Origin of the sequence: Brevibacillus brevis (genome assembly GCF_031583145.1) — a bacterium.
GTDB lineage: Bacteria > Bacillota > Bacilli > Brevibacillales > Brevibacillaceae > Brevibacillus > Brevibacillus brevis_E.
Window position 1 is genome coordinate 5,347,758 of the sequence record NZ_CP134050.1, and the last position, 18,645, is coordinate 5,366,402.

The window sequence follows — 18,645 nt, forward strand, 5'->3', positions numbered from 1 at the left end:
TCCTTCTCAGTTGCCGCTCCCGGTGTTTTGCTGCGCTTCATACTGCTCCTTGTGGCGACGCCATCTCGCCTGCAGGTCGCCGTATCCTTTCGTCTCGCGGTAGCTCTTGTTGTCGAGCCGCTCCAGGAAGGGCCGTTCCTCTGGAGGCAGTCCGTGGATGTCGTCGCGTTTGACTACCCACAGGTTGAAGCAGGGCTCGCGGCGCAAAAAGTTTTCACGCGCCATCGACAAGGCCACTTCGGCATTCGGAGCCAGCAGGCTGAACTGGTGCACAAAGGAAGCGCTTACGTTTTTCTGGCTGAATACTTCGTAGATGAAAAAGTTTTCACTAGTAGATTGGTTGCTCATGACATTCACCTACCCTACTTGGCGGCCGTACGACATGATCGCGTCGCGCACCCATTTGGTTTCTTCATAGGACATTTCCCGCAGATGCAAGCGCTGGGCGGACCTGGGCCCTTTGCCTTTGACGATCAGCTTGAACTCTTCCCAGTCCGGCTGCTGGTACACCCATTTGTCTTCCGCTTCATCGAAATAGATCGTATCGTCCGGCACCGTAAACCCGAGGTGGAAAATCCGCGGGAGATATTTTTTCAAAAAGACCTGCCGCAGCTCTTCGTTCGTTTGCGAGCGGATCTTGTAGCGCATGTTTGCCGCTTGGTTGCTCGTGATGTTGCCATTCTCCGGCGGGCCGAAAAACATCAGCAGCGATGGCCACCAGCGGGTGATTGCCTCTTGCAGCATCTGCCGCTGCTCCTTCGTGCCTTCCGCCAGCTCGAGCACGATGCTCTCCCCATGCTGCGCATGGAATTTTTCTTCCGCGCAGATGCGATGCAAAGCCCGTGCATAGGGAGCGTACGATGTATCGAGAGACATCGACTGGGTAATGATGGCGGCGCCGTCGACCAGCCAGCCAATAACGCCCGCATCCGCCCACGTCGGCGCTTCCATGTGAAACACGTTGTGGAATTTCAGGCGGCCGGCGAACAGATCCTGCATCAAGTCCTCGCGCGTCTTGCCCAGAGGAGCGATCAGATCCTCGGCGACCCGAAGCAGCAGCTGCCCGTGTCCCATCTCGTCCTGCACCTTCGCCATGATCGCCAGCTTGCGGCGGAGCGTCGGCGCTTTCGGCACCCATTCTTTTTCGGGCAAAGCGCCCATGATCTCGCTGATGCCGTGCATGGAAATCAGCTTGATCAACTGATTGCGGTAGTCATCCGGCATCCAGTCGTCCGCTTCGATCTTTTCCCCGCGGTCGATTCGCTCTAAAAACGCTTCCATTTTTTCATTTTCCGTCAAGTCTGAACGTTCGATCTGTGAATTCACGGAAAGCGACCTCCTTTTTGGACATTCTCTATCTCGAATAAATTATAATACGTTTTTGTAACGTAATAATATCATAACGTCATACTTCATCGCAATAGGCGCAAACGCATACACCCCGGCCGATTTATTCCAACCGTCCGAAAGCCTTCGCTTTCCACAGCTGGCTCCGGACGTCGGCCCGCTGCCGCCTGGACATGGGCACCACGGAGACGAGCCTCTTCCTTCCTAGCAGAAAGCAACAAAAAAACAGCCGTCCTTCCCGCAGATGATGTGCCTGCGAAAAGAGCAGCTGTTTGACGCTGTCCGTATTATTAGTTGTGGAGCCGGGCTTGCTGACGCTTCGGAACGCTCGTGCGCTCTCTGTAAGCGGGCATTGTCTGCTTACACGGGCGCCGCCTCGTACACGGTCTCGAAAAATCGCACCGCCCCCGGATTCAACAGCCGATAGTAGTCCTGGAAAAGCTGATCCGCCTCTTTGCCCAGCCATAGCTCGGGCAGCAATTCCTCCGGCAGATCCGGATCGATGAACAAAAACTTCCGGTACTGGTGCACCAGCTTGGTCTTGTTCACAAAGCAAAGACTGTCGGGCACTTCTTTTCCTTGCCGAATGCTCTCGGCCAGCTCCTCGTACTCGGCCCGGTACACATCGATAAATTCCTTGTACTTGGCGTTGATCTCCTCGATGTTCCAGCACTTCTGCACCAGCTGCTTCGGATTGCTCCAGCCTGTATGCTCGGCCGAAAAAATCTCCACGTACTCCGTGATTTCCTGTACCTCGGTCAGCTCCCTGATCCGCTCGTTCAAGTTGTTGGGGCTGATCCAGGTACTCGTCGTCAGCATGCCGAAGCCCATCCAGCCGAGCTCCTTGCGCAGTTGGTCCCGCAAGGCCCTGCGTTCCTCGGGAATATTGTAGCTGACCATGCACCACTTTCCATCCCAACGGCCCGTTTCCACCTTATAGATTCTCTCGGCAGCTTCCTCCATCCGCTTCCTGCCGCGCTCGGACAGCGAATAAAAGCTGCGGTTGCCTACCTTCCGCGACTCCAGCCAGCCCTGGCGCAGCATCCGGGAGATGGCGGCCCGCACAGCTGGCTCCGACAAGCCGAACTCGCCCATGAGCTTGGTCAGGCTGCCAATCCAGATCTCGCTCCCGTAATGGCGGACGTATTCGCCGTAAATTGTAAACAGCATGGATTGTGGCTTCACGTATTTCTACCCCCAGATCGATTCATACCTGTTCGCTGTGAAATTGTACCATATTCTTTGCGTGCCCGTGAATCGTCCGAGATTGAGAATGTATGACGTCGCAGTGACGTCATAACGATACAGCGTCATGAAATGCGTCGTCCGCTTCCAGCGGTTTCTATTCGCCCACTCGTCCGTCTTCACTTTGACGGTCGATTTCGGCCTGCAATTGCCGGAAGCGGCGCTTCATCTCATCCTTGTTGAAAATGGCCTGCGTAAACAGGCCCACCCCTACCCGATTGCGGGCGGTGTCAGCCATGACCTTGCAGACCACGCGCTTTTCCGTCACTTCCACACAGACAGCCCGAAAGGTGACCTCCTGGCCGATGACTGCCGGACCGACGTGCTTGATATCGATGGCGAAGCCGGAGCCTTCCTCGTGCTCCTCCAGATGAGGCGCGAGGACGTAGCGGCCCGCCTTTTCCATGTAGTAGACCATGCTTACGGTAGACATCACCGGATGGATGACTTCGCCGTCAAAAACGGGTACCATCTCTTCCGTGACGGTTACCGTAAAGGTCGCTTCCACCCCTGGCACGAGTCCCTCTTTCACAGCAAGCCCCTCCTTTTGGTCCGTCACTCTACGCGCTCGATGATCGTAGCGATGCCTTGACCGACTCCGATGCACATAGAAGCCAGACCAAAACGCGACCCGCGGCGCTCCATTTCATACAGCAGGGTGGTGAGAATGCGCGCTCCGCTGCAGCCGAGGGGATGACCCAGCGCGATGGCACCGCCATTCACGTTTACCAGCTCCGGATTCACGCCCAGCTCGCGGACGCAGGCGACGGCCTGAGCAGCGAACGCTTCATTGAACTCGAACAAATCGATGTCTTCCACTGACAGCCCTGCCTGCTTCAACGCTTTGCGAGTCGCGGGAACCGGGCCAATCCCCATTACAGACGGATCAACGCCCGCCACCGCGGAAGCGACGATCCGGGCGCGCGGTTTGAGTCCCGCAGCCAGAGCCCTTTCCTGTTCCATGATCAAGAGAGCGCTGGCCCCGTCATTGAGTCCGCTGGAATTGCCTGCCGTGACCGTTCCATCCGCCAGGAAAGCCGGCTTCAGCTTTTGCAGCTGCTCCATGGTCGTCTCCGGCCGTGCGTGCTCGTCGCGCGCAAACAGCGTGACCTCACCCTTTCTTCCTTGCAGCTCCACCGGCACGGTCTCCGCTTCCCAGTAGCCCTTCTCCAGCGCGCGGGCGTAGTTTTGCTGGCTGCGCAGGGCGAATTCGTCCTGGGCTTCGCGGCTGATGCCATACTTCTGCGCCACCTTTTCCGCCGTCTCTCCCAGGCTGATCGGCGGGTACATTTCCTTCATCCTGTCATTGACCAGCCGCCAGCCCAATGTCGTATCCACGAGCTGCTGATTGCCGCGCTGGAAGGCAGTGCCAGGCTTCATCATCACCAGGGGCGAGCGAGTCATGCTCTCGGTGCCGCCGGCGATGTAGACCTGCCCCGCTCCCGCTTTGATCGCATTGGCGCTCTGATTGACAGCCTCCAGACCGGATCCGCACAGGCGGTTGACCGTCACGCCTGGGACTTCCACCGGCAATCCGGCCAACAGCAGGGACATCCGCGCCACATTGCGGTTGTCTTCCCCCGCCTGGTTGGCGCAGCCAAAGATCACGTCGTCGATGCTCGCCGGATCAATGGGATTCCTCTCTATCAACTTGCGAATGACCAAAGCTCCCAGATCGTCCGGCCGCACGTCTTTGAGCGCGCCCCCGATCCGGCCGATCGGTGTCCGCAAGGCATCTATGATTACAGGGGTGTTCATCGTTTGCTCCTCCATCCCGTCCAACGTATTCTTTTCCCTCTGCCTACAACGCTTCCACCAATGTAGCCAGCCCCTGGCCGCCGCCGATGCACAAGGACACGACTCCATACCGGGCCTTCCGCCGGCGCAGCTCGTACAAAATCGTCCCGGCCAGCCTGGCGCCGCTGCATCCGAGCGGATGACCCAGAGCGATCGCCCCGCCGTTTACATTGGTACGATCCGCAGGCAAGCCCAGCTCGCGCATGCAGGCGAGCGATTGAGACGCAAAGGCTTCGTTCAGCTCGAACAGGTCGATCTGATCGACGGTCATCCCCACCTCCGCCAGCAGCTTGCGAATGGCAGCGACTGGCCCGATCCCCATGATGCGCGGGTCTACGCCCGCCGCTGCGAAGTGGACGATCCGGCCAAGCGGAGCGAGTCCGGACTCACGCAGCTTTTCCTTGCTCATCAGCAGCAAGGCGGCTGCCCCATCGTTGATTCCGGAAGAATTGCCGGCTGTGACCGTGCCGTTTTTGCGAAACGCCGGTCGCAGCTTGGCGAGCGACTCCAGGCTGGTGTCGCGGCGCGGGAATTCGTCCTTGTCAAAAACTGTTTCCTCGCCTTTTTTCCCCCGCAAGGTCACAGGGACGATCTCCTCGCGAAACAGCCCCGCGTCGATTGCGGCTACCGCACGGCGCTGGCTCTCCATCGCGAACAAGTCCTGGTCCTCGCGGCTGATCCCGAACCGCTCCGCCACGTTTTCCGCCGTATCGCCCATCGTCAGCTCCCCGTAGAGGGATACCGGCGCCGAGCGCGGCCCGCCGAACGATTCCATCAGGGTCTGATTTCCTCTTTGGTAGGGCTGTTCGAACTTCTCCATGATGTATGGAGCCCGCGTGAGATTTTCGACTCCGCCTGCCAGCATCACGCTGCTGTGTCCGGCCTGGATCGATTGCGCCGCCAGGTTGACCGCCTCCAGCCCGGAAGCGCACACCCGGTTAACGGTCAGTCCCGGCACGCTTTCCGGCAAACCAGCCTTGAGCAGCCCTACCCGGGCGATGTTGATGAACGGCCCCGCCGAAATGACATTGCCCATAATCACGCCATCCACGGCTTCCCCCGTCTGTCCGGCTTGATGGAGCGCGCCGTTCAATACGATCGCGGTCAAGTCGTCGATCGGCGTATCCTTGAGACTGCCGCCCAGCTTGCCGATCGGCGTGCGGACCGCAGCCGCTACGTAGACTTCCTCCCGTGTCGCCATCCTCCTGTATCACTCCTTTCCTTGGTACATGTAAAATCCCTGGCCGCTGCGCACCCCGAACCGCTTGGCCAGCACCAGCTTTCGCAAGAGCGGCGCTGTGCGGTAGCGCTCTTCCGCCAGGTCGCGCTGCAAGCCGCGGGAAATGGCGTAAATCTCGTCCAGGCCGATCCGGTCCGCCCATTCCAGAGGACCGTACGGATAGTTCGTGCCTTTTTTCATGGCGGTATCGATGTCCTCCGGAGTAGCCGCCCTTTCCATCAGCGCGAACGCCGCCTCGTTGATGATCAAGGAAAGAATGCGCGGAAACACGAGTCCGACTTCATCCTCGACCACTTCCGTTTCTTTGCCAAGGGACTGAAACAACGCTACGGTCGCCTCCAGAGCTGCTTGTTCTGTCTGCAGCGCAGGAGCCACCTCAAACAGCTCTCGCTCTGTGAGCGGCACCAGCGTGCCGAAGCCGCATACACGCTCCGGATACCGTGTCCAGGAAGCCGCCTCCGTCGCCGTGACCGCCAAAGACGTAGCCACAATCGGCACGGAAGATGGCAAAATGCGGTCCAGATCGCCGAGCTGCTTCCTTTTCTCCTCCAAATCGAGATTGTTCACTTCCAGTGCGAGATAGACCGCCTCCGGCTCTGCCTCGCCTTCCTCGAGCGAGACGACTCGATAGCCGCTTGCGGCAAGGAGGGTATGCAGCTCCGCATGCAGCGGGCTGTCCCCGGTGAGCAATACCGTCTTATTTGCTGTAGTCATAGAAGCCATCCCCCGTCTTTCTGCCCAAGCTGCCTGCCTGTACCATCCGCTGCTGGATCCGGCTGGGCTTGAATCGTCCTTCGTGGAAGAAATCGGTGTAGACCGATTGCGTCGTGGCGAAGTTGATGTCGATTCCGATCATGTCCTGCAGCTCAAACGGCCCCATTTTGAAACCGCCGGCTTTCTTCATGATCCGATCGATTTGCTCGACACCCGCAACGTTGTCACCGAGTATACGCAATGCTTCATTATAGTAAGGTCGGGCGATGCGATTGACGATGAAACCAGGGGTATCGGTCACGAGCACCGGCACCTTCCCCAGCTCCTCCGCAAAGCGATACGCCGCCTGCACATTTTCTTCGCTGGACTTCTTCCCGCGGATCACTTCCACCAGGGGCATGACTGGCGCAGGGTTGAAAAAATGAAACCCGAGAATGCGCTCGGGGTGCGGCAGCCCTCCGGCTATTTCCGTGATGGAAATGGAGGAGGTATTGGTTAAAAGCAACGCTTCGCTTTTGCAGATTCGGGAAAGCTCGCCGAATATGGTCTTTTTCAGATCCAGCCGCTCCGGCACTGCTTCGATGACGATGTCGCAAGCCTCCAGCTGCTGCATGTCGGAGACGAACTGTACACGCTCCAGCGTCTGCTCTTTTTGCTCGCCGCTGATCTTGCCTTTTTCCACGTCCTTGGACAGCACGCTCCGCAAGTACCCGAGCGCTTTATCCAATACGGCCTGATTCGCATCCAGCAGTTCGACACGGTATCCACGGCGGGCACAGACGAGAGCGATCCCCGCTCCCATCGTCCCGGCCCCGATGACACCTACCGTTTTTGTTTCTCCCACTTTTCTCCCCCCTGTGCCCTATCGTCCCGTAAAACGGGGAGCGCGCTTTTCCATGAAGGCGGCTACCCCTTCCCGGTGATCCTCCGTGCTGCCAGCCGCCTCCTGTGCGAAAGCTTCGTAGGCGAGCGTCTCTTCCAGGTTCATCTCGAGCCCTTTGTACATCGTCCGCTTGATCAAGCCGATAGCGCGAGTGGGCAGGGCTGCGAGCTTGCGCGCATACGCCAGCGCGTCCTCCTGAAAGCTCTCCGCCGGATACACCTGATTTACCAGTCCGATCCGCAGCGCTTCAGCGGCCGATACCTTTTCACCCGTCATGGCCAGCTCCAGCGCTTTGCCCATTCCGATGATGCGCGGCAAGAAGTAGCAGCCCCCGGAGTCAGGCACCAGCCCGATGTTGACAAACGAACTCACAAACGACGCCCTTTCGGAAGCGAGGCGGATGTCGCAAGCGAGCGCCACGCTCATCCCCGCTCCCGCCGCTACGCCGTTTACCGCCGCGATGATCGGCTTTTCCGTTTTTTGAAACTGGAGAATCATCGGGTTGTACCGCTCCCGCAAAAAGGCGCCGTAATCCACGTCCCCGCCTGCCACATCGCCAAGGTCCTGGCCCGCGTTGAACGCGCGGCCCGCCCCCGTCAGCAAGAGACAGCGCACCTTTGGATCCTTTTGCGCCTGCTTCAAGGCATCCGTGATTTCCTTGTTCATTTTCTCCGTAAAGGCGTTGAACTTGTCCGGACGGTTCAATGTCACGACTGCTACACCTTCCGACACTTCATAGCAAATGGTCTCGTACATGGCCGCCTCCTAGTTTCCCGTGAACCGGGGTTTGCGCTTTTCCAAAAAGGCTTGCATGCCTTCCCTGCGATCTTCGCTTGCGAGCAGCAAGTAAAAGCCGTTTCGTTCGTAGTCCATGCCATCCTGCAGGGGCAGGTCCTCCGCTTTGAGCGCCGCCTTTTTGATGACTTGTACAGCGAGCGGCGGCTGCGCGGCGATTTGCTTCGCCAGCTTAAGCGCCTCGCGGAAGTACGCCTCGACCGGCACGACACGGTTGACCAGTCCGCAGCGCAAGGCTTCCTGCGCGGAAATCGGCTCGCCTGTGAGCAGCATTTCCATCGCCTTCCGCAGTCCCACTGCCCGCACGAGACGCTGGGTACCGCCAGCGCCCGGCATCACGCCCAGCTTGATTTCCGGCTGTCCGATCACCGCCGTCTCCGAGGCAATCACGATGTCGCAGTTCATCATGAGCTCGCAGCCGCCTCCGAGAGCGAATCCGCTGACCGCGCCGACGATCGGCTTGGAAATGCGGGAGATGCGATCCCAGACGGCAAACTGGTCGCGCTTCATGATTTCGATCGCCGACGCTTCCGCCATTTCGTTGATGTCGGCTCCCGCCGCAAACGCCTTGTCGCCTCCCGTGAGCAAAATAGCCCCGATGTCTGGATCGTTGTCCAGCCGCTCCAGCTCATGGACGAGCTCGCTGACCAGCTGCAAATTCAACGCATTGAGAATTTTCGGTCGATTGAGAGTGACAATGCCGACCCTGTCCTCGCGAGCCACGGAAATGCACTCATACGTCACTGCTTCCACCTGCTTTCTTTGGGCTCGTGCCCGTTTAGATCGCCGCTTGCGTCTTGTTGCGGTTGTCCACGACCCGGATCGCCTTGCTCTCGCTCCGGACGAGGGAATTCGGCGACAGTATGCGCACTACGACAGAAACGCCAAGGGAGCATTTGATCATGTGGCCGATTTGCTTGACGAGAGACCCCAGAGCTGGGTTATCGGCGGAACCAATCTCACTCATGTATTCCGGCGCCAGCTCACAGTGGACTTCAAAGCGGTCCAAGGCTCCGTCGCGTTCGATGACCACCTGATAGTGCGGCGCCAGCTCTTTGAAGGTAAGGAGAACCGCTTCGATTTCCGTAGGGAACACATTGACCCCGCGGATGATCAGCATGTCGTCTACGCGGCCTTTGATGCGGGACATGCGCATCGTCGTGCGGCCGCATTTGCATGGCTCCGGATGGAGGGAGGCGATGTCCCCGGTTCGGTATCGAATGACCGGGAAGGCTTCCTTCGTCAGGGAGGTAAAGACCAGCTCGCCTTCTTGTCCATACGGCAGCACCTCGCCTGTCTGCGGATCGATAATCTCCGCGATGAAATGGTCTTCTGCGATATGCAGGCCATCCTGGGCCTCGTGGCACTCGATGGATACCCCTGGCCCCATGACCTCGCTCAGCCCGTAAATGTCGACGGCCTTGATGTCGAGTGCCTCCTCCAGCTGGGCGCGCATCTCTTCCGACCATGGCTCTGCCCCGAAAATGCCGTATTTGAGACTGGTTTCGCGGGGATTGATCCCTTGCTTTTTCATTTCCTCGACGATGTTGAGAACATAAGAAGGAGTGCCGGACAGTCCGCGTGGCTGGAAGTCTTCGATCAGCGTGATTTGACGAGGTGTATTGCCGCCTGATACGGGAACCGCGACTGCGCCCATCCGCTCGATGCCGTTGTGCAGCCCCAAACCGCCGGTAAACAGACCGTAGCCGTAGGCGTTGTGGAAGATGTCGCCCGGCTCCCCGCCTGCGCAGCAAATGGCCCGCGCCACGATTTCCGCCCAGTTGTCCAGATCGTTTTTCGTGTAGCCCACTACGGTCGGCTTTCCTTTGGTGCCAGACGAACCGTGGATGCGCGCGACTTCTTTCATGTCGACGGCGAACAGCTTGAACGGATAGTTTTCACGCAGGTCCGTCTTCTTCATGAACGGAAGCTTTTGCAGGTCCTCGATCGATTGAATGTCTTCCGGCTTCACGCCAGCTTCATCAAACGCCTTTTTATGAAAGGGGACCCGCTCATACACACGCTTCACGGTTTCTTGCAGACGCTTCAGCTGCAATTCTGTCATTTTATCCCTTGACAGCGTTTCCATTTCCACGTTAAAGATCATTCTGCTCCCTCATTCCTATTCGTTCTCGTTGTTCGTTTATGCCCAGCTGTCACTCGCCTGTAAATACCGGCTTTCTCTTCTCGCGAAAAGCTTCCAGTGCCTCCAGCCTGTCTTTGGTCGGGATGATGACCTCGTAGCACATCGTCTCCAGATCCAGTCCGGTTTGCAAATCGACGCTACATCCTCGATCAATGGCCGCCTTCGCCTGGTAAACTGCCAGAGGCGCATTGGCGAGGATCTCCTTCGCCAGCCCTGCCGCCAGCTCGTTCAACTGCCCGACATCCCCGGCCACACCGTTCACAATTCCGAGCTCGTACGCTTCAGCGGCCGAAATGCGGCGTGCAGTCAAGATCAGCTCCTTGGCCTTGGAAGGGCCGATCAACCGCGACAATCGCTGCGTGCCGCCCGCACCGGGAATGATCCCCAGGCTCACTTCGGTCAAGCCCATTTTTGCCTCCGCCGCCGCGTAGCGAAAATCGCAAGCCAGCGCCAGCTCGAAGCCTCCTCCGAACGCAAAGCCGTTGATGAGTGCAATCGACGGCTGCGGGAGCCGCTCCAGGGCGGTGAATACGTCCCGGATTTTGCGTACGTTTCGGCGCACCTGCTGCTCCGTCAACGTCCGGCGCTCCTTCAAGTCGGCGCCGGCGCAAAAAGCCCGTCCTTCTGCTTTGACCATCACTACGCGGATGTCCTTGGAGCTGGCCCGAATCTCCTCGATGATCTCGTCCAAACGGTCCAGTGTATCATAGTTCAACGCGTTCAGCTCGTCGGGACGGTTCAGGGTGATCACCCCTGCGTGTCCGGCCCTCTCAAAGCGCACCGTATCCTGCTTCATGCTTGCCCTCCTTCTCCCATTCGGAAATTACCCCTGCTTGGTTCGGGCATACGTCCCTGTGGCTACTGCCACGAGCTTGCCGTCGCAGGTGACGCGCGCCTCCATGATGATCAGCGTCTTGCCTCTTTTGAGCACATAGGACTGCGCTTCGAGGAGCTCTCCTCTTGCAGGGTACAAATACTGGATCTTGCTCTCCACCGTGACGCATTGCTGTACGCCGTCCACATGCGGCGCAGCGCCGTGCCCCATCGCGACGTCAGCCAGTGTGGAAGTGACTCCCCCGTGCACGACCCCGTCAATGCTGTTGTACAGCTCGGGGCGAATTTTCAGAGCGACCTTGCACCCCTGCTCATCCTGATGAACTACTTCTATCCCCAAATACTGGTTGAACCGGTTGCGGCTTTCTTCCGTCATCGCTGCGTCTCCTTCTTCGTCATCTCGCTTATCGTAATAAAGAGGGAAAGGAGCCTTTAGCTACCTGCTATCGGGCATCCTTTCCGTCGTGTTCTTTCCTCGTTCGGCGGCTATGCTTCCTCATCCTCGACCGGTACGAAGTATTCGTTTTTGCGGTAAGCCAGCGCATCCAGTGTAGCTACCAGACCGTTCTCGCTTTCCACGCGAATTCGGTACCAGGCCGTGCGATTGTTTTTCTTTTCCTCCGTCGCAGTCGCCACAAGACGGTTTCCTTTGAAGCCGGCCGCTAAAAAACCGATGTTCATCGACAAGGCCACAGACGTCTTGCCATATGAATTGCACGCTGCCGCAAATACGAAATCCGCCAGTGAAAAGATCACGGCCCCGTGTGCCGTCCCGTGCGCATTCAGCATGTGGTCGGCTACCGTCAATTCCGCTGTGGCCGTCCCTTCTCCCAATTGTAGCAGCTTCATCCCCAAAAATTGCGCGAACTGGTCCTGTGCCAGCTTTTCACAGATCTCGTCGTAATGCTTTTGATGGACCGCGCGCTCGTCGATCATCGATTTTGCTCCCACGGTTATACCACTTCGGCAAAGTGCATAGATACTAGTGGCCCGGCAAATCCGCGCAGGTCTTTTCCGGCTGCGCGTCCCTCAGGGGATGACAGCGCTTCCAATAGTGCCTCTTTGGATTCGAAGTGCATTTCCGCAATCAGGTGCAGATCGCTCTCGCCCATCGGCGTACCGTATATTTTGTTGACTTCCAGCTTGATCAAGCCCGGCATTTTCTTCACCAGCGGCGTATGGACTTCCTCGTAGTGCTTGTCAAATGCCTCGGCATCCTCCGGTTTGCGATAGATAGCCACCAATTTCACCATGATATCCCTGCTTTCTTATGGAAATAGCAATAACATGTGACGAGTTAATTGTATAACGTTATTTTAACGCACGTTACAGTTTTTATTATATAAATTCTTCAGAATTGACGCAAGCTTTTTTGCGCGGTGCTTCCTGGCGCCGGAATAACCGTGATATCACCTATCATCCACTATCGGATGCTTTTCTTCACAAAAAAAGAACCTCCGCTACTGGAAGTCCCTATGCAAAAAAATAGCAAAAAAAGAGGGCGGACGCGATGTCCACCCTCTTTTCGTATTAGATCCAGACCCAGAACACAAACACGATGACCGCGAGCAGGATGACAAACAACCCTGCAAAAATGCTGATCCGCGCAAATTCGTGACCTTTTTGGTCCATGTGCATCCAGACAAAGAGCTGGAAGAAGGCTTGAACAAATGCCAGCACCACGATGAATGGCACCGTAAAGCCTGCCGGGATCACTTCGAAGGCCACTGCGATAAACGCGAGCGCCGTCAATACCAGAGAACCGATGAAAGCAACGAGGTGTCGTTTCGGACTGTCGTGCTTCACTTTAGGCTTGCGCACTTCTTCTGTATGTGCCCCCATGTTTATCCCACCTTTCCACCGATCATACCCATGAGATACACCACGGTAAAGATGAATACCCATACGACGTCAATAAAGTGCCAGTACAGGGAAGCCAAGTAGAACTTCGGAGCGGTAACCACAGTCAGGCCTTTTTTCGTTGCGGACAATTGCAGAAGGACGATCCAGAGAATCCCGAACGCTACGTGACCCCCGTGGAATCCGACCAGCGTGTAGAAGGAAGAACCGAACGCGCTTGTCGAGATCTTGTGTCCTTCGTGCACATAGTGCATGAACTCGTAAATTTCCAGACCGAGGAAGCCCAGGCCGAGCAGTACGGTGATGGTCAGCCACACCTGGATTTGCTTCAGGTTTTTCTTGTGCAGAGCCAAGGTAGCCATTACGGCAGTCATGGAACTGGTCAACAGAAGCAGAGTCGCTGCCGCGACCAGCGGCATGTCGAACAGCTGCTGCGAAGTTGGACCGCCGTTTGTTTGGTCGCGGAGCGCAATGAATGTAGCAAACAAGGAACCGAAGAGAACAGTCTCCCCACCGAGGAAGAGCCAGAAGCCAAGAAGCTTGTTCTTGCCCTCAAGGGTGGCTTTTTCCGGTTCGTCAGGCAATACTGCATTTGCATGATGTGTAGCCATTAAGCCTTAACCCCTTTCTCCTCAATTTCGTCCTCATGAATATGATAACCCGGATCGTCTTTTACGGAACGGGTAAACATGCAAGCGAATGTTACCAGCAGACCGATCACGACTACCACGTAGTTGTGGTACATGAAGCCGTAGCCTGCGATGAACAGACCGACGGACATCAGAAACGGCAGGAACGAAGGCGATGGCATGTGGATGTCGCCGAGCGGTTCCGCAGGCGTCATGCCTTTGTTGCCAGCCACTTTCTCGATCCAGAACGCATCCAGACCGCGTACCAGCGGAGTCTGTGCAAAGTTGTACTCTGGCGGCGGCGATGGAATCGCCCATTCCAGAGAACGTCCGTCCCACGGGTCAGCAGGAGCGCGCTTGGAGCTGGCTGCCGTGACGAAGATGTTGACGACGAACAGGATCGTACCGATCGTCATACCGAATGCGCCAATCGTACTGATGAAGTTGCCCAGGTCGAGGTTTTGATCCTTCAGGTACGTGAATACGCGGCGAGGCATCCCCATCAGACCCAGGAAGTGCTGCGGGAAGAACGTCAGGTGGAAACCGATGAAGAACGTCCAGAAGTTCCATTTCCCCAGCGTTTCGTTGAGCAGCTTCCCGAACATTTTTGGCCACCAGTAGTACAGCCCCGAGAAGAGTCCGAACACGAGACCCCCTACGATAACGTAGTGGAAGTGGGCAACTACGAAGTAGCTGTCATGGTATTGGTAGTCAGCCGGCGGAATCGCGAGCATGACCCCTGTCATCCCGCCGATGGTAAAGGTCGGGATGAATCCAACCGCCCACAGGTTGGCTGTCGTGAAGCGGATTTGCCCGCCCCACATGGTGAGCAGCCAGTTGAAGATTTTGATACCGGTCGGCACCGCGATGAGCATGGTAGCCAGACCGAACAGCGTGTTGGCGATGGCGCCTAGCCCTGTAGTGAACATGTGGTGCGCCCACACCATGAAGCCGAGGAAGCCGATCAGCGCAGTCGCGAATACCATGGAGCTGTAACCGAACAGGCGCTTTCTCGCAAATGTAGAGATGACTTCAGAAATCACACCGAATGCCGGGAGAATCAGGATGTATACCTCGGGGTGACCGAAGATCCAGAAGATGTGCTCCCAGATGACAACGTTACCACCCGCATCCGGGTTGAAGAAGTTACCGCCGAACAGACGGTCGAACATCAACAGAACCAGGCCGACGGTAATCGCCGGGAATGCGAAGAGAATCAAACCGGAAGTCACGAAGGACGCCCAGGTAAACATCGGCATGCGCATGAATGTCATGCCTGGAGCGCGCATGTTGATGATCGTAACCAGGAAGTTGATACCACCGATCAGCGTACCGAGACCGGCGATCTGCAGACCAAGTACGTAGAAGTCTACACCGTGGCCGCTGAATTGGTTCAATGCCAAAGTCGTATACGAGGTCCAACCGGCATCGGGAGCTCCACCCAGGAACCAGCTGGTGTTCAGCAGGACTCCCCCGAAGAAGAAGAGCCAGAAGCCGAGCGAGTTCACAAACGGGAACGCCACGTCGCGAGCCCCGATTTGCAGAGGAACAACCGCGTTCATCAGAGCAAAGATAATCGGCATCGCTGCCAGGAAGATCATTGTGGTGCCGTGCATGGTGATCAGTTCGTTAAACGTCTTGGCACCCACGACGGAAGACTCCGGATACATCAATTGCAGACGAATCAACAGGGCCTCAAAACCGCCAGCCAGGAAGAAAATCCCACCGGCAATCAAGTACAGGATCGCGATTTTCTTATGGTCCACTGTTGTGAGCCAATCCCACAGCCCTGAGCGCTTTGGTGCGTGAGAAGCATGTGCAGACACAGGTTTACCTCCTTTTAAGCGTCACTGCCTATGACGAGTAGTATTCAATGGCGGATCTTACTTCACGCTGAGTGTTTGCAAGTAATCTACAAGCGCTTTCACTTGCGTATCATCCAGGTTCAGGTTCGGCATGTTGTTGCCCGGCTTCACCTTTTGCGGATCTTTCAGCCACTCTGCGACGTTTTCAGGCGTGTGGGCGAGGATACCTGCTACGCGTTCGCGATCTGCGAAGTTGGTCAGGTTTGGACCCATTTTTCCGCCTTTGCCAGCTACAGCATGGCATCCCAGACAGCTCTTGTTGAAGATTTCTTGACCTTGTGCCGCACTTGCGCTGGTCGCAACCGCCGGCTCTGCGGACTGGATGCCCTTCATGCCGTTGGTCCAGCTGTCAAACGCTGCCTGATCCATGACTTCCACCTTGAAGTCCATCAAGGCGTGGGACGCTCCACAGAGCTCCGCGCATTTTCCGTAGAAAGTGCCAGTCTTGTCGGCTTGGAGCCAAATTTTGTTTTCCTGGCCAGGGTTCGTGTCGATCTTGCCACCCAATGCCGGAATCCAGAATGCGTGCATAACGTCAGCAGACGTCACCGTAAATTGAACTTTTTTGCCGACAGGAATCACCAGGTCCTGTGCAGTGGATACGCCAAGATCCGGATATTCGAATTCCCACCAGAACTGGTGAGCCGTCACCTTCACTTGAAGCGCTTCCTCTTTGGAATACGACTTGTGGAGCTCGAATCCGGTCGTCACCGTCGGAACCGCCATTACGATCAGAAGCAGGAATGGAATTACTGTCCAAAGAATTTCAAGTGCATGATTGCCTTCCACCTGTTTCGGAATTCCCTGCTGTCCCGGACGCTTACGGTATCGAATGAGGACGTACGTAAAGATCAGCATAACGACAATAAAAACGCCGATCATGATAGCGGAGGACAGCTTCATCAAGTCATACTGCATCGCTGCAACCGGACCGGATGGCTTGAGCGTGGAGAGCTCATCTTTGCCACAACCGGTTAATGCCAGCGCCAGCAGACCAAACAGAGATAGCTGACGCCAAAACTGTTGCCAACCCTTCATACCCATGAACCCCTCTTTCTTCGTGTTGGTAACGTTCTAGCCACGCTTGCAACTAGAAGGTTTTATGTACTCTTTTCTTTGCAAAGGATAGCCCACTTCTACTTTTCACCAGATATGATACCCAATCGCGAAAAGTATTAGCAGCCATTCCAAAAACAAACAAATAGAGTAGCAGTAGGAGAACACACTTCTATCCGCGCGTGGTAACCATTTAAGTATACATAAATTTTCCTTAATCTAAAGGCTATTTGTTATCATTTTGTTAACAAATTTATGAACAAATTTGTGAACTTTCGAGACAGATCAACCCTGTTTTGGTAGGAAAAAGGAGAAAAACATGCAAAAACGACTGGTTTGCCTCGTAACAGGCTCCTCTAGCGGCTTCGGAAAACACGTTTCCGCAGCATTAGTCAAGGCTGGTTTTCAGGTAATTGCATCCATGCGCGACACGTCCAAACGAGAGCCACTTGACAAAATTGCAAAATTGAATATAGAGAGCGAACATATGGAAGTAATCCCCTTGGATGTCACATCTTCGAAGCAGATTGAGGAAAGCGTCTCTGCTATCATCGACCGCTATGGAAGAATCGATCTCTTGGTGAACAACGCGGGCTGGGCCTGCGGAGGCTTCGCCGAGGAAATCCCGGAAGAAGACTGGCGCGAGCAATTTGAAGTCAATGTGTTCGGACTGATCAACGTCACCCGGGCCGTCTTGCCCCACATGCGAAAACAGGGCTGCGGCCGGATCATCAACATCAGCAGCATCAGCGGCCGCATCGGCTTTCCCGGCCTGGCCCCTTACGCCGCTTCCAAGCACGCGGTCGAAGGCTTCAGCGAATCTCTGCGGCTGGAGATGCGGCCGTTTGGTGTGGACGTCATCCTGATCGAGCCGGGCTCGTACCGTACATCCATATGGGAAAAGGGGCTGCGCAAGACCACATTCTCACCCGACTCTCCCTATGCGGCGCAAAATGAACGGCTGATGGCCTCCGTCGCGCAAATCATGGAGAGCGCCCCCGAGCCGGATGAAGTCGTGTCCGCCATCGTGCACGCAGCCACGATCCCCAAGCCTCGCCTGCGCTATCCCGTCGGCCGGGGAGTACGCCTCGCGATCGCTGCGAAAAGCATCCTCCCGTGGTCGTGGATCGAAGCCATGATCGCCAGCAGGCTCAAGTGAGGCCCTTCTCACGGACGGAGGCACAGGCTGCCCCCTAGGAAGACGCGCTCGTCCGCTTTTTGCTGGAGGGAGCAGCCGACAATACGCTGTGCAGGACCATCCCGACAATGACCAGCACCATCCCGACAGCGGACCAGATTCCAGGCAGCGGCGCACTCAGGATCAGGATCTCGAGCAGGACCGCAAAGACGACCTCGCCGGCCTGCGTCGCCTCGACCACCGCCAGCCGCTGCGCGTTTCCTTTGGCCATGTCCGTCGCCTGGAAAAACAGGACGGTCGCCACGATCCCCGATGTCAGCGCAACGAGCAGCGATTGCAGCATTTGACTGCCGCTGGGCGGACCTTCCGTCGCGAGACCCCATCCCCCGAGCAGCAGCCAGAAGGGGAGGCTGGCCAGCGTCATGCCCAGCACGCGCTCATAGGCGTCGATCCGCCCCCCTGTGATCGCCATCATCTTGCGGTTCCCGAGCGGATAGGCAAAGGCAGCGACGACAATCGGGACGATCCCGAGCCATACTTCCCGTCCCCCCAGCGCTCTTGCCTCGTGGAGCTGCATGAGAGCTACTCCGACCAGGATCAGCAAGGACATGAGCAGGCCCTTGTACGGAATTTTCTGACCGAACAGCGGAACCAGAAGTGACCCGGCAATGATCGTCACCTGCCATGTCCCCGCGATCAGCCAGCCCGGGCTGTACATCGCCGCGAAGCAGAGGGGCGCGTAAAACAGGACGAAACCCACAAAGCTCCATACCAGCCACTGCCACGGCCGAGCTTTCATTTCCTCCCACAGCGGCCGCAGCCGACCGCGAATGCCGACGATCAAAAGCAGGAACGGAATCATAAACAAATAGCGCAAGGATGCACTGTACAGCCAGCTTCCGCCCGACAGCTCCATCGCCCGGTTGAGCACGAATGTAAATGCGAAAAAGAGTGAAGCCACGACTCCCAGTATGATTGCCCTCATGAATCTCCCCCACCTGATTCGAAAACAGTCTGTGCTTTTTTCTATCGTCTTCCTGTAGAATATCGCTTGTTTGTCCTGTCTGTCAAAAGCTGGGCTAGTAAACCTGGCTAC

The 18,645-nt window shown here is 56.7% G+C and carries 21 protein-coding genes; 1 reads left to right on the forward strand and 20 read right to left on the reverse strand.

From position 1 onward, the window contains the following. Nucleotides 1-6 precede the first annotated feature (6 nt). The 19 genes from paaB to coxB all read right to left on the reverse strand — a co-directional run bounded on the left by paaB (nucleotide 7) and on the right by coxB (nucleotide 16,393). On the reverse strand, nucleotides 7-348 hold the full coding sequence (gene paaB / locus RGB73_RS26460) for a 1,2-phenylacetyl-CoA epoxidase subunit PaaB (protein WP_310766125.1): 342 nt from the start codon (nucleotides 346-348) through the stop codon (nucleotides 7-9). A gap of 9 nt (nucleotides 349-357) precedes the next feature. Continuing rightward, nucleotides 358-1,281 (reverse strand): 1,2-phenylacetyl-CoA epoxidase subunit PaaA, encoded by a 924-nt coding sequence (gene paaA, locus RGB73_RS26465; protein WP_396136238.1) that lies wholly within the window; start codon nucleotides 1,279-1,281, stop codon nucleotides 358-360. Between the two features lie 426 nt (nucleotides 1,282-1,707). After that, nucleotides 1,708-2,532 carry a phenylacetic acid degradation operon negative regulatory protein PaaX gene (gene paaX / locus RGB73_RS26470; protein ID WP_310766127.1) on the reverse strand — a complete coding sequence of 275 codons (825 nt, stop codon included), beginning with the start codon at nucleotides 2,530-2,532 and terminating at the stop codon, nucleotides 1,708-1,710. A 157-nt stretch (nucleotides 2,533-2,689) separates the two neighbouring features. Further along, nucleotides 2,690-3,124: a thioesterase family protein gene (locus RGB73_RS26475; protein WP_310766128.1), complete on the reverse strand. Its 435-nt coding sequence runs from the start codon at nucleotides 3,122-3,124 to the stop codon at nucleotides 2,690-2,692. 23 nt (nucleotides 3,125-3,147) lie between these two features. Beyond that, entirely contained in the window at nucleotides 3,148-4,350 is a 1,203-nt protein-coding gene (locus RGB73_RS26480) for a thiolase family protein (RefSeq protein WP_310766129.1), read from the reverse strand. 43 nt (nucleotides 4,351-4,393) lie between these two features. Next, complete coding sequence (locus tag RGB73_RS26485; RefSeq protein ID WP_310766130.1) at nucleotides 4,394-5,590, reverse strand: thiolase family protein; 1,197 nt, start codon at nucleotides 5,588-5,590, stop codon at nucleotides 4,394-4,396. Nucleotides 5,591-5,599: 9 nt separating this feature from the next. Further along, nucleotides 5,600-6,343 carry a 3-hydroxyacyl-CoA dehydrogenase family protein gene (locus tag RGB73_RS26490; RefSeq protein WP_310766131.1) on the reverse strand — a complete coding sequence of 248 codons (744 nt, stop codon included), beginning with the start codon at nucleotides 6,341-6,343 and terminating at the stop codon, nucleotides 5,600-5,602. Then, the gene (locus RGB73_RS26495) at nucleotides 6,327-7,145 is read right to left on the reverse strand and encodes a 3-hydroxyacyl-CoA dehydrogenase family protein (protein WP_310774559.1); all 819 of its coding nucleotides are present in this window, start codon (nucleotides 7,143-7,145) and stop codon (nucleotides 6,327-6,329) included. Before RGB73_RS26495 ends, RGB73_RS26490 begins: the two co-directional genes overlap by 17 nt. 60 nt (nucleotides 7,146-7,205) lie before the next feature. Continuing rightward, nucleotides 7,206-7,982, reverse strand: coding sequence for an enoyl-CoA hydratase-related protein (locus RGB73_RS26500; protein ID WP_310766132.1), 777 nt, complete (start codon nucleotides 7,980-7,982; stop codon nucleotides 7,206-7,208). Between the two features lie 9 nt (nucleotides 7,983-7,991). Continuing rightward, nucleotides 7,992-8,765: an enoyl-CoA hydratase-related protein gene (locus RGB73_RS26505; RefSeq protein WP_310766133.1), complete on the reverse strand. Its 774-nt coding sequence runs from the start codon at nucleotides 8,763-8,765 to the stop codon at nucleotides 7,992-7,994. Between the two features lie 34 nt (nucleotides 8,766-8,799). Next, nucleotides 8,800-10,128, reverse strand: a complete 1,329-nt coding sequence (paaK, locus tag RGB73_RS26510; RefSeq protein ID WP_310766134.1) for a phenylacetate--CoA ligase PaaK — start codon at nucleotides 10,126-10,128, stop codon at nucleotides 8,800-8,802. A gap of 49 nt (nucleotides 10,129-10,177) precedes the next feature. Next, on the reverse strand, nucleotides 10,178-10,963 hold the full coding sequence (locus RGB73_RS26515) for an enoyl-CoA hydratase-related protein (protein ID WP_310766135.1): 786 nt from the start codon (nucleotides 10,961-10,963) through the stop codon (nucleotides 10,178-10,180). A gap of 27 nt (nucleotides 10,964-10,990) precedes the next feature. Beyond that, on the reverse strand, nucleotides 10,991-11,377 hold the full coding sequence (locus RGB73_RS26520) for a PaaI family thioesterase (RefSeq protein ID WP_310766136.1): 387 nt from the start codon (nucleotides 11,375-11,377) through the stop codon (nucleotides 10,991-10,993). 110 nt (nucleotides 11,378-11,487) lie between these two features. After that, nucleotides 11,488-11,937 carry a hotdog fold thioesterase gene (locus RGB73_RS26525; RefSeq protein WP_396136145.1) on the reverse strand — a complete coding sequence of 150 codons (450 nt, stop codon included), beginning with the start codon at nucleotides 11,935-11,937 and terminating at the stop codon, nucleotides 11,488-11,490. 17 nt (nucleotides 11,938-11,954) lie between these two features. Further along, the gene (locus RGB73_RS26530) at nucleotides 11,955-12,254 is read right to left on the reverse strand and encodes an EthD family reductase (protein ID WP_310766138.1); all 300 of its coding nucleotides are present in this window, start codon (nucleotides 12,252-12,254) and stop codon (nucleotides 11,955-11,957) included. Between the two features lie 277 nt (nucleotides 12,255-12,531). Further along, nucleotides 12,532-12,843 (reverse strand): cytochrome C oxidase subunit IV family protein, encoded by a 312-nt coding sequence (locus RGB73_RS26535; RefSeq protein ID WP_310766139.1) that lies wholly within the window; start codon nucleotides 12,841-12,843, stop codon nucleotides 12,532-12,534. Between the two features lie 2 nt (nucleotides 12,844-12,845). Beyond that, complete coding sequence (locus RGB73_RS26540) at nucleotides 12,846-13,472, reverse strand: cytochrome c oxidase subunit 3 (protein WP_310766140.1); 627 nt, start codon at nucleotides 13,470-13,472, stop codon at nucleotides 12,846-12,848. Beyond that, nucleotides 13,472-15,316 carry a cytochrome c oxidase subunit I gene (gene ctaD, locus RGB73_RS26545; protein ID WP_310766141.1) on the reverse strand — a complete coding sequence of 615 codons (1,845 nt, stop codon included), beginning with the start codon at nucleotides 15,314-15,316 and terminating at the stop codon, nucleotides 13,472-13,474. The genes RGB73_RS26540 and ctaD overlap by 1 nt, the downstream gene beginning before the upstream one ends. A gap of 57 nt (nucleotides 15,317-15,373) precedes the next feature. Beyond that, complete coding sequence (coxB, locus tag RGB73_RS26550) at nucleotides 15,374-16,393, reverse strand: cytochrome c oxidase subunit II (protein WP_310766142.1); 1,020 nt, start codon at nucleotides 16,391-16,393, stop codon at nucleotides 15,374-15,376. A 337-nt stretch (nucleotides 16,394-16,730) separates the two neighbouring features. Here coxB and RGB73_RS26555 point away from each other — a divergent pair, with 337 nt between their 5' ends. Further along, nucleotides 16,731-17,570: an SDR family oxidoreductase gene (locus RGB73_RS26555; RefSeq protein ID WP_310766143.1), complete on the forward strand. Its 840-nt coding sequence runs from the start codon at nucleotides 16,731-16,733 to the stop codon at nucleotides 17,568-17,570. Nucleotides 17,571-17,604: 34 nt separating this feature from the next. On the opposite strand, the gene RGB73_RS26560 is transcribed toward RGB73_RS26555, so the two are convergent. After that, nucleotides 17,605-18,534: a DMT family transporter gene (locus tag RGB73_RS26560; RefSeq protein WP_310766144.1), complete on the reverse strand. Its 930-nt coding sequence runs from the start codon at nucleotides 18,532-18,534 to the stop codon at nucleotides 17,605-17,607. Nucleotides 18,535-18,645 lie beyond the last annotated feature (111 nt).

Coding starts and splice junctions, on each gene's coding strand:
- paaB (WP_310766125.1), bottom strand. CDS start 348: ATGAGCAACCAATCTACTAGTGAAAACTTTTTCATCTACGAAGTATTC.
- paaA (WP_396136238.1), bottom strand. CDS start 1,281: ATGGAAGCGTTTTTAGAGCGAATCGACCGCGGGGAAAAGATCGAAGCG.
- RGB73_RS26480 (WP_310766129.1), bottom strand. CDS start 4,350: ATGAACACCCCTGTAATCATAGATGCCTTGCGGACACCGATCGGCCGG.
- RGB73_RS26485 (WP_310766130.1), bottom strand. CDS start 5,590: ATGGCGACACGGGAGGAAGTCTACGTAGCGGCTGCGGTCCGCACGCCG.
- RGB73_RS26490 (WP_310766131.1), bottom strand. CDS start 6,343: ATGACTACAGCAAATAAGACGGTATTGCTCACCGGGGACAGCCCGCTG.
- RGB73_RS26495 (WP_310774559.1), bottom strand. CDS start 7,145: ATGGGAGCGGGGATCGCTCTCGTCTGTGCCCGCCGTGGATACCGTGTC.
- RGB73_RS26500 (WP_310766132.1), bottom strand. CDS start 7,982: ATGTACGAGACCATTTGCTATGAAGTGTCGGAAGGTGTAGCAGTCGTG.
- paaK (WP_310766134.1), bottom strand. CDS start 10,128: ATGATCTTTAACGTGGAAATGGAAACGCTGTCAAGGGATAAAATGACA.
- RGB73_RS26515 (WP_310766135.1), bottom strand. CDS start 10,963: ATGAAGCAGGATACGGTGCGCTTTGAGAGGGCCGGACACGCAGGGGTG.
- RGB73_RS26520 (WP_310766136.1), bottom strand. CDS start 11,377: ATGACGGAAGAAAGCCGCAACCGGTTCAACCAGTATTTGGGGATAGAA.
- RGB73_RS26525 (WP_396136145.1), bottom strand. CDS start 11,937: ATGATCGACGAGCGCGCGGTCCATCAAAAGCATTACGACGAGATCTGT.
- RGB73_RS26530 (WP_310766138.1), bottom strand. CDS start 12,254: ATGGTGAAATTGGTGGCTATCTATCGCAAACCGGAGGATGCCGAGGCA.
- RGB73_RS26535 (WP_310766139.1), bottom strand. CDS start 12,843: ATGGGGGCACATACAGAAGAAGTGCGCAAGCCTAAAGTGAAGCACGAC.
- RGB73_RS26540 (WP_310766140.1), bottom strand. CDS start 13,472: ATGGCTACACATCATGCAAATGCAGTATTGCCTGACGAACCGGAAAAA.
- coxB (WP_310766142.1), bottom strand. CDS start 16,393: ATGAAGGGTTGGCAACAGTTTTGGCGTCAGCTATCTCTGTTTGGTCTG.
- RGB73_RS26555 (WP_310766143.1), top strand. CDS start 16,731: ATGCAAAAACGACTGGTTTGCCTCGTAACAGGCTCCTCTAGCGGCTTC.
- RGB73_RS26560 (WP_310766144.1), bottom strand. CDS start 18,534: ATGAGGGCAATCATACTGGGAGTCGTGGCTTCACTCTTTTTCGCATTT.